Below are 11,484 nucleotides of genomic sequence, written 5' to 3' on the forward strand. Positions count from 1 at the left end.
GGGGGTTTTTAAAAAAGTCTTTTTAATTACAAAAATTAAAAAGACTTTTTTGCTTAAAAATACTAGAATGGTTAATATATAAATGTCGTTTTATTGACGGTTTTAAGTCAATTATTTGGATAAAAAGTAAATATGCCTACTGCAAATTCAGCCCCATCATTTTTAAATATTGGTGACGGAATAACAGGTGTTCAATTTGGGGGTAATGGTGTTTACTCCTACGCAACGAATTTGGCTGTTTTGCCAAACGGTTACATTCTTTCTGCTTTATCCACCAACTCTGTAACCAACCCGCCTGTTGGTGTGGCGCTGTTTGATACTAATGGTAATTTAGTTGCTGGTTTTGGTACTGCTGGCGTTGTCACAATGCCAACGACATCGTATGCGTCTAATTTTCCAACGATTGCAATTGATGCAGCAAATAGTAAGTTTGTTTTAGCTGGTTACCAATCAATTACTAAATATAACTTTGATGGCACAAAGGATACAAGTTTTGGAGTCGGCGGTACTTTAACCGAAAGTTTAGGGTCCACATGGAGTGATATTGCTTCTGTTCAATTTGATGCTAGCGGCAAGCTGCTAGTTGCAAATAACAATGGTACATTAGCGCGCTTTAATGCAAATGGGTCTGTAGATAGTTCTTTCGCAAACAATGGTGTTTTAACTGCCAGCGTTGATTTGGCTGCTTTGCAAGCGGATGGAAAGATCTTAATCTCAAATTGGAGTGGCGTTTTAACACGCTATAACCAAGACGGCACCATTGATTCAAATTTTGCATCTACCACTGTTGCCGCTACCCGCATCTCTTCTTTGCTCAGCGGTGGTTACTTTAACCCTTCGGGACTGCTCCAACAAGCCGATGGAAAAATTGTTATTAGCGGTAATGTGAGTAGTTCCAGTATTTCCGGTTCTTATACCTCACAGTTTGCGATTGCACGATTTAATGCTGATGGAAGTTTAGATACTACTTTTGCTGGAACGGGTATCAAAGGCATTCCATTTAGTGGCACCAATTATACTCAAGCAACCGCTCTGGATATACAACCTGATGGAAAAATTTTAATTGCCGGCAATGCATACGGCGCAAGCGTAGTCCGTCTTAATGCTGATGGCTCTTTTGATAATTCTTTTGGTAATGGTGGATTTAGCACTGTTTCCCCCAGTATAGGTATCGGTAGGGTTTGGGATATTGCCTTACAGCCTGATGGAAAAATTATTCTATCTGGAGACGGCAACTTAGGTTCTGAAGTTGTTCGTTTGACTTCTACAGGTGCTTTAGACACTTCGTTTAGCGCCAATCCTATTGGCCAGAATACGCAGATTACCGAGATTGCGTATAAGGCTCTCTCAAGCCCTGTGCCGCTAGCACCTTCAGGATTGATTGTGAGCGATGCGGGATTGGCTTCTCAGGGTAATTATGGCGGATCTAGTCTGACGCTAACTCGTCATGGAGGCTCTAATGCTCAAGATGTATTTAGTTCGTTTGGCGGCCATCTATCTGCATTGAATCCTGGCTCCTTATTGCTCGATGGCGTAAATATTGGTTCAGTGTCACAAAATTCTGGTGGCACTCTGACTATTAATTTCAATGCCTCTGCTAATCAAAGTCAGGTTAACACTGTACTCAGTTCTATTGCGTACGCTAATACTTCCAATTCGGTTTCTGGCAATATTCAACTGGATTGGACTTTCTCAGATGGAAATACTGGATCTCAGGGAACTGGTGGAGCGCTTACAACAACAGCTTATACCACTGTAGTTGCAACCTCTTCTAGTAACTCCCAAATCTATGTTGACTTGGCGCTCAATCCTCGTAACAGCGATTATTTATCCAGTTCTACATCGGTTCACGGTGGTCCTAACGGTTTTTACTACGACTCCAATCAAAATACATGGAGCTCTCAGTACTATCGATGGCCAGATCCAAGTAATCCTTCTTGGGTAACAAATCAAGTTACGCTCTCGGCTAATGGCAATGCGCCAATTTTGCCTGCTGTAAGTCAATTACAGGCAATCGGCGAGCCTTTGTATTATGGATATTGGACCAGTCAAACAGTTGGTGGTAACACTGTTTGGACTCAGCAATCAGTTATCAATGATGCAAGGTCAGATTTAGGTCTTTTGCGTATTAAGGCCGCGGGTAATTATGCGACTGCGCAGCTTGACTTTGCTCCTTGGGTAGATGCTTCTACTAAACCAACTTACTTTTCGCTGTCCGCTAGTGGAGTGCAGCAAACTGCAAATTGGGTCAGCTTGCCTTCGGTTTGGGATTGGAATCCAGTAACACAAACTAGTAGCGAAATTACGGGGCTAAAAGCTAAAGTTGTAGCTAATAGCACTACGGGTTATTACGATTTACTGATTGGGCATTTTGATTCGGCGGGCAATATTTTAAATAATCTGACTGGCTATCAGATGACCGAAGTTTTGCAGCAGATCAATTTAATTGATACTAATACCGCTCCGCATCAAAGTGCTTATTCATTCTCAGTTGATGTTAGTAACAACGCCCAGGTAAATAATTTATCCTCAGCCACTTGGTATGGCGCGTCGCAAAGTGGTCAGGCCGATCAAACAACGATTTATTTTGATAATTTAGCTCCAACCCCTAGCACCCTTTATGTCGCACAAAGCAGTGTGTACCTAGCAATGAATGGTACCGGCACTGGAAATGGCATTGGTAATACAGCTTCACATCAATGGCAAGGCGTCGTTGATTCAAAATTGCTATCGAGTTTTACCGCGACGGTCAATGGTAGCCAAGTTCAAATACTAAATATTGAATCAGGATGGAATGGTTATGAAATAGACCTTGCTAGCCCTGTCGGGGTGGGTCAAACCGTAACCATTACCTATACTCCGCCAGCGGGAACGGTTGGTATTAATCAAATCGATGGCGTTGTTCAGGATGAGGCAGGCAATGATGCAAGTGCTTTTACCATTTCCGGAACAATGGGAGCCCTCAATACTGGGGTAGTAGTAAATGCTGCAACGGTAGCTGGATTCACAAACGACGATAACCTAGGTTCTAGCCATTACTTCAAAGGCACTGGTCCTGAAATCAATAATGCAGAGAGCATTACCTTGGTTTCTTATAGTGGTGGACAAGCAACCTTTCAATTTAATTTACCTTTCTTACCAAATGGAAATAATGGTTTAGACGGCATCACGATCGCTGGAGCGACATCTATTCGTTCACAATTTGAAGCGGTGGTGAACTTTAAGGCTGGGACCAGCCCATTTTTACCAGGCTTTTTTACCGCCACAAACCTAACTATTAATGCGAGCTCACTGCCAAATGGCGTGAGGTCTTACCTTGATGCCATTAACAACAGCCTTTCTAGCCTTGTTAGCTTCAAGAATACGGCAATCGGTAACAACGGTAGTCAACTTATCGTATCGCAGGAAACCTTCGCAGGTGCAGCCGGAACAATACTTGCTGACAACTTGAGTAATGCTGCAGGGTTTATTGGTAACGACACGTTTTTTACTGGGAATGGTAGCGACACAATTTACGGGTATGGTGGTAACGATAGCTTTATCTCAGGAACTGGTACCGATACTCTAGATGGCGGCTTTGGTGCCGATACTGTTTCTTTTGCTGGCACTGCTGGCGTATACGCTCGGCTCGGAAATTTATTAGCTACGAATGTGCCTGATAGTTATGGAGCTGCTACCGGTAGTAATTTGAGTAGTACTTTAATTTCGATTGAAAATCTGATTGGTAGTGGTTACAACGACACTCTTTATGGCAATCAGGCCAACAACGTGCTCGATGGTGGTGGCGGCGGTAACGATAGTTTGTTTGGCGCCGAAGGTAATGATACTTTGGTTGCCGGTATATCGGGTAATGATTATCTAGATGGTGGTACTGGCCTTGATACTGCATTATTGAACGGTGACTCATCTCAGTGGAGCTTGGCTTCCTACAGCGGTTCTCAGTTGGTGATGTCTAAAAATAATGGTCAGCAAGTGACCATTACCAATACTGTCGAAAATATTACCTTTAGCAATCCTAATGCCTCGGGTACAACATACGTTTATGACGTTGCGAGCATTCTTGCTACTGGTCAGTTGCCCTCTATCGTTGGTCCTACGCCTGGAGGTCAAAATACATTTGTTGGTACCGTAGGTAATGATTATCTATATGGCAACAATAGTAATGACACGATGTGGGGTATGGCGGGCAACGATACCTTGCGTAGTGGCACTGGTAACGACACTTTAATCGGTGGAAGTGGCAATAATGTGCTGGTTGGTGGTGATGGTAATGACATCTATTCAGTCAATTTTGTATCGCCCTATACTGTTAATGGGCAGACCGATTCAACCGCATTTACTGGCTATTTTAATACTGGTAGCAACCTATCTAGCCAAACCATTATTGATAGCGCTGGCGTTGATACACTAAGCGTTGTTGTCAATGATCCAGCAAGTTACAACGCCAATTATTACTTTAATATCCGGCGTGGTGGCGCTAATGGCTCTGATTTATATGTTGGAATTCGTGATGGCTCGCAGTGGTTAGCAGGTCAAGATGCTTGGTTTGGCAAGATCACAATTGCCGGGCAGTACGACTGGAATGGCCTTACCTATACCGGCAACAATACTGTTGAAAATTTAACCGTATCTGGAAACATGCTTAATGGTACGGCCAATATTGCTGTTGGTGCCGGATCAAACTTGACCACTTTATTTGGCACAAGTGGGGTGGATTTTCTTGCAGGGTTTGGTGGCGGAAATACCATTTTTGGCGGCGATGGTAATGACATAATCGCAGGTAGCCGTCTAGATACTCAAGTAGAGCTTGATGTTTATAACCAGCGTTTTGGCCTGACTGGAGCCAATGCGGTCACGCTTGATACGAATACCAATACTGGTGTTATTGCTCTCTCAAACGCTGGCACGCTTCTTGGAGATACGCTTTACGGTGGCGCTGGTAATGATACTCTTAATGGGTATTATGGTAACGACTATCTAGATGGTGGTACTGGTACAGATGTTCTAAAGGGTTGGGAGGGCAATGATACCTATGTAATTGATAACGCTGGCGATATTGTTAATGAAACCAGCGGTATCGATACGATCATCACTAGCCTTGGTGCTTTAGATTTACGTAATTCACAATACGCCGGAGTTGAAAATCTCACTTCAATTAGTGCTGCTGGATCTGCCAGCACACTTTATGGTAACTCTGGTAACAATGTGATTATTGGCGGTGCTGGTAACGACACGATTGATGGTGTTAGCGGAATTGATACCTTAATCGGTGGCGCTGGCAATGACACAATTATTTGGCATAGCTTAAGTGGTTCAGTTGATGGAGGCGATGGCGCTGATCTTTTGCAATTGGCGCCTGACTGGAATATCAATTCATTAAACCTGACTAATGCATCAATTAGTAATGTAGAGAATGTGCTTTATTCCGGCGCTAACAGTTTTACTCTAACTGGCAACTCTGGCAACAACACCCTCACCACAGGCTCTGGTAATGACACCTTAGATGGTGGCCTAGGTAATGACACCTTAATTGGTAATGCTGGTAATGACACTTATGTCATGACCTTTGGTGCTAATACCGTTACCACTAACGGTGTAGATACCTTAGTTACTACCGGTGGTAGTGATACCTTTATTGATTACTCTGGAGCATCAACTCTTAAAGTTAATCCTACTGGAACTGCTGCGACCTTTACCTTTACGGAGCGTGGCACAGATGGCAATATTTACACTCGCACCTATGCCGATAGCTTTGGTAAGCAACTACTTTCTACGCAAACCCTGATTGGTAATTTTGCTAATGAGGGCACTCAGGTGACCATTGGTGTTAATGGCTACACCACACTGGGTTCTAATGGCAGTCAAACCTATAAGACCTATACGGAAGTTGCTGGCAATACGGTGTATTCCTATAACGCCAACTACAACCAAAATAATCTCTTAATCGGTAGCATCTATAGCGACACCATGACTGGTGGCGCAGGTAGCGATTGGATTGAAGGCGGCTCGGGCAATGACACTATTTTTGCTAGCGGCGGATACGATCGGGTTGATGGTGGCCTTGGTAATGACTTTATTAGTTACTATGCCCTGGATAATCTGAGTGCTGGTGTTAAAGGGGTTATGGTGCTCGCTACCGATCAGGGGTCGGCAGCATCGCTTAACGATTATTTTGTCTTTAAGAACCAAAACTACACTAGCTTTACTAGTTCTAACGTTAATACATTATTAGCTAGTGGTAGTGCAGACTATTTGCAATCAGTCGAGACCATTGCTGGTACGGCGCAGTCTGACCTCTTTATTGGTGGTTACTCTAGTGATTGGTTTGTTGGCCGTGGCGGTTTAGATACCTTCTATGGCGGTAGCTCTGCTGAGCGCGGTACCGATTGGGTTGATTACAGCAGCTCAGTCTTTACCATGGGCATTACTGCCAACTTAGGCGTGAGCACTGGCACCACCAATCTGACTTTAGGTGGTATTGCGATTGGTACTCAGACCAATACGATTACCGGTACCGTCAACACCCAGATGGGTCCAGACACTCTGTACAACATCGAGGGTATTAAAGGTACTAGTTACAACGATACTTTGATTGGCTCGACAGCGGGTAACTGGCTGCGTGGTGGTGCTGGCAACGATGTGTTGATCGGTGTGAGCAACGGATTGCCGGGCGCTTTGGTAGATAGCGCTACGGATTGGGCAGACTATTGGGATAACACTTCGGGCATCACCGTTAATCTTGGCGTGGGCACAAACGCTGCCAGCTCCTTAAATACTGCCTTTATCTCAGGCGTTGCCATTAGCGGCCTGTCTTATGGTACGGCAACGGGTGGCGATGGTAACGACACCCTGATTGGCATGACTGGTGTGCGTGGCGGTTTTGGTAACGATATCCTTATTGGCGGCGCAGGTAATGACTTCTTGTCTGGTGGCCAAGGTAGCGACACCCTCATTGGTGGCGCGGGTAGCGACACGGCTTCTTATAAGTGGGCTAATGGCAGCGTCGTAGTGAACCTAGGCGTTGGTACTTATAACTACTCGGCTTATAACTACGGTAGCGGTATTGACTTTAATGGCCAGACTTGGGGTACCGCTTCAGGCGCTGATGGCTATGACTATTTAGTAAGCATTGACCGTGTGATCGGTTCGCGTTTTGATGATACCTTGATGGGCAATGGTGGTGATAACGTCTTTAGAGGTTTAGACGGTAACGATACGATTGATGGCGGTGCTGGTAGTGATTGGATCAGTTACTCTGAAGCGCTTATCACCAATAATAGCGCTACTGGCAGTTCTGCTGGTATTACAGTAGACCTCTCTAGCACCAAAGATGCTAATGGTTACATCAGCGTAACGGTTGCCGATGGTAATGAGCTCTTAGCGAGTGCTGGTACCGATAAGCTCAAAAGTATTGAGAACATCACCGGGACTATCTATAACGATACCCTGATCGGTGATGCGGGTGAGAACACTTTACAGGGCTATGGCGGTAATAACCTTCTGAAGGGTGGTAGTGGTAGTGATACCGCTGACTATAAGTGGAATAATGCCGGCATTACCGCTACCTTAAACGATGCTGGTATTAATAATGACGCCGTACAAAATGGTACGGTGACCAGTAGCGCAGGTAATGATGTGCTTTACAGCATTGAGAACCTTCGTGGTTCTGAGTATGCCGACACCATTACGGGTAATAGTGGTACAAATACAATTGATGGCGGTGCGGGTAATGACACCCTTGATGGTGGCGCTGGTATTGATACGCTCTCTTATCGCTCTGCCTTAGGAGGTGTTACTGTTGACTTAGGTGATGGTACAGCGCGTACCGCAACAGGTGCAGCCGGCACGGATGTGATTAGCCGTTTTGAGAACCTGATTGGTTCTGCCTATAACGACACGCTTACTGCTTTTACTGGCGGCAGTAGCATTGATGCGGGCGCAGGCAATGACACCCTGATTGGTAATGCGGGCGATGATATCTTGCGTGGTGGCAAAGGTAATGATCTGATTAGTGGTGGCGCCGGCACCGATCGTGCTTTGTTTGCTGGTTTGTATACGGACTATAGCTATGTCATTAACACTGCAAACACCTCAGATGCCTATGCTGGAGTCACGCTAACTGGTGTCGATGGTAAAGATGTAGTTAAGTCTGATGTGGAGTACATTTCATTTGATAATAGTAGTGGTTTGGTCCTAGATGTCGCTCAATCTGTGCGATATGGAACCGCTATTTTTGTTAGCGATGGTATCGGTAATGTAGGCAGTTCAAATCCCACCATCACCGGCACTACCGCCAACGACATCCTTACCGGTACTTCTGTTGCCAACCAAACCCTGATTGGTTTGTCAGGTAATGACGTATTAGATGGTGGTGGCGGAACAGCTGCTGGTAGCGCTGGTGGTGATACGCTTATCGGCGGTCAAGGCAATGATACCTATGTGGTGTACTCCTATGCTGATAAGGTGATTGAAGACTACTATGCTGGTACGGATACGGTGCAAGCACGCGTCAGTTACATTTTGCCAACTAATGTTGAAAATCTCACGATGACCTACTTTAATAGTGGGCTCACCTATTTGGGATTAGGTAATAACTTAGATAACTCGATGACTGGTGGTGCTGGTGCTGACAAGCTGTATGGTCGCGATGGTAACGATGTGATCAGTGGTTTATCGGGTAATGATTATCTGTCCGGTGGCAACGGCAACGATACGCTGTATGGTGGTGATGGTAATGATGCACTGTATGGCAACAGTGGTACCGATACATTGTATGGTGGCGCCGGTAACGATATCCTCGACCCAGGAACAGGTTATTACGAAACCCTCGTGGGCAGCGCAGGCGATGATATTTATATCATTAATGATATTAACTTTAACTGGTCATCCAAAATTATTGAAAACGCTAATGAAGGCAATGACACCGTCATTACTTCTAATGGTTCGTTCACCTTGGCTGATAACGTCGAGAGCTTAGCGTTTGTTGGGGTGACTGGTGGCAATGGTATCGGTAATAGTCTAGCCAATACGATTGTTGGTAACACGGGTAGTAATACGCTTGATGGCGGTGCTGGTGATGACGTCTTGTATGGTGACACTGCTAATACCAGCTTATCAGACGGCATGGCGGGTGGCACAAACGATTATCTGATTGGCGGAGCCGGTAATGACGTGCTTTGGGGTCAGTCCGGTGACGATACCTTAGACGGTGGCACTGGTAGCGATACGATGTATGGTGGTGCTGGTAACGATACTTATTATGTTGACTCTGCTGGTGACTATGCAATCGACGCTGCAAACTTAGCGGCAGGCTCTAATGGTGGCCTCATTAATACCGGCGGGGTAGATTGGATTTACGCTACAACCACGGTTGAGATGAGTGATACCAATCACTTCCGCTACGTTGAGAATGTGCGTTTGCTCGATACGGCACCAGCTTTTACGATGACGGGTAGTGATTACTACAGCACGCAGTACGCAGGCATCATTGGTACTGCAACGAATAATATCTTGCAGGGTAATCAGTACGACAATTGGTTTAATGGCCTAGCCGGAGACGATACGATTACCGCTGGCGGTGGTAATGATGTGATGACTGGCGGCTTAGGTAATGACACCTTAGATGGTAGCTACGGCAATATGGATATCATCATCTACGGCACCGACAATATTTACGACACTATTAGCAAAAATGATGGTCGTTATGGCTATGACTTAGTGGCCACCTTAACCAATCATAATGGCGATGGCATTAAAGCCAACCTGAATTACTATGACTATCGCTTTGATGCTAACAATGTCATTAAAGCCTATACCGTAACGGGTAGTGCAAACGTCAACTCTGGTACGGACTTGGTATATAACATCGATGGCATTATCGGCACCAACTTTAATGACACGATTGTGGGTACCGATGGCGATAACTTTATTAATGGCGGTCGTGGTAACGATACTTTAGTTGGTGGCTATGGTTTTGACTGGATCGGTCTTGGTGGTAACGCAAACTATGGCATGACAGTTGATTTAGGTGCGATCCGCTTGGCTGATAATAGCGTGGTGAGCTTAGATTGGTCTAAATACCAATCTCAAAGCACTGCCTTAGTGATCAATTTGGCAAATTTAAGTACTGCTGCAAACAGTTATTACGATGGCACAACTCATAGTTCAGCTACCTTTAATGCTAATGGCGGTAACGGCCTTGGCACTTTAACCGCGTGGGGCTTTGAGGGTATTGCACTATCTGATAACAATGACACCTTGTATGGCACTACCGGTAATGATTATGTACAAGGTGGCGGTGGTAATGATGTGATGTTCGGCGGTGATGGTAATGACGTGTTATTCGGTAATAGCATCACTTCGGGGATGACTGCTTCAACTGATGCCACACATGATCAAGATACCCTTTATGGTGGCTATGGTAACGACACCTTGTATGCTGGTGGCAGCAGTAGCACGCTACTCGGTGAGAGTGGTGACGATAGTCTGATTGGTGCTTATGGCAATGACACCTTGCTAGGTGGTGATGGCAATGACTATATCAACGGCGCCGAAGGTAATGACGTACTCAATGGCGGTACAGGATATGACAATATCTACGGCGGCGCTGGTAATGACGTGCTGATTGGTGGTGGTTCGTATGATTGGCTCTATGGTGGTACGGGCAATGATACTTATCTGTATACCGGTAATGAGTACATTGGCGAGAACTATAACGAAGGTATTGATACGGTATTGGTAACTGCTGGTACTTATTACATGGGTGGCAATATTGAAAATGCCGCGCTGGCTAATATGCCAGGAGCTACGCCAAACTTGATGTCCTTGCCTAGCAATCTGTATGGCAATGAACAAGATAACGCGCTCTTGGGTAACACCGGCGATAACCTACTAGTAGGCAATGGCGGCAATGACACGATTGCTGGTTATGGTGGCGAAGATACCATTTATGGCGGTTATGGCAACGACCTGTTTGCGCTTACCTTAGATCCAACTCATAGCATTGATCCCTCAACGCTCAATGGCTTTGGTGGCACGATCATGGACTTTAACCGCTATGGTGAGAATGATCACTTCTTGCTCAACTTTATAGCGGGAGGCTCTGGTAATACAGGCTTCCACTATCAACTCAACGTTGGTTATGGTGCTAGCTTTATCAATGGCTCAGCCCAAAGTGATGGCACGCCAGAAGCCATGATTACCTATGACCCAGGATCAGGTTTATTGCAAATTGAGTTCCAGCATGAAACTAGCAGCGGTAGTGGTCAGTGGACCTATGCTGGCGATAATGGTAACACCAACTTATCCTTTATCGTCAATGGTGCCAATGATTACACAGCAGCAACGAATATTAGTGCAGCGAGCTTTACGATCGATCCAAGCATCGATCTAACGCACCCCATGCAAGATCCAAACTCGTACTGGGGAACGCATCAGGTGTGATGATCTATTAGGGTGCGATTAAGCACCTTAATAGATCTTAAA

Annotated in this window: 1 protein-coding gene; it reads left to right on the plus strand. The window is 45.2% G+C overall.

The annotated features are described in order from the left end of the window. The first annotated feature begins 132 nt into the window (after positions 1–132). Complete coding sequence (locus NHB34_RS01870) at positions 133–11,442, plus strand: hypothetical protein (RefSeq protein WP_353427884.1); 11,310 nt, start codon at positions 133–135, stop codon at positions 11,440–11,442. Positions 11,443–11,484: the final 42 nt, after the last annotated feature.

It is taken from the genome of Polynucleobacter sp. MWH-UH19D, from assembly GCF_040409795.1.
In the GTDB taxonomy this organism is placed as follows: Bacteria; Pseudomonadota; Gammaproteobacteria; order Burkholderiales; family Burkholderiaceae; genus Polynucleobacter.

Excerpts from the sequence above, each read along its gene's own strand:
- NHB34_RS01870 (WP_353427884.1), top strand. The coding sequence starts at position 133 with ATGCCTACTGCAAATTCAGCCCCATCATTTTTAAATATTGGTGACGGA.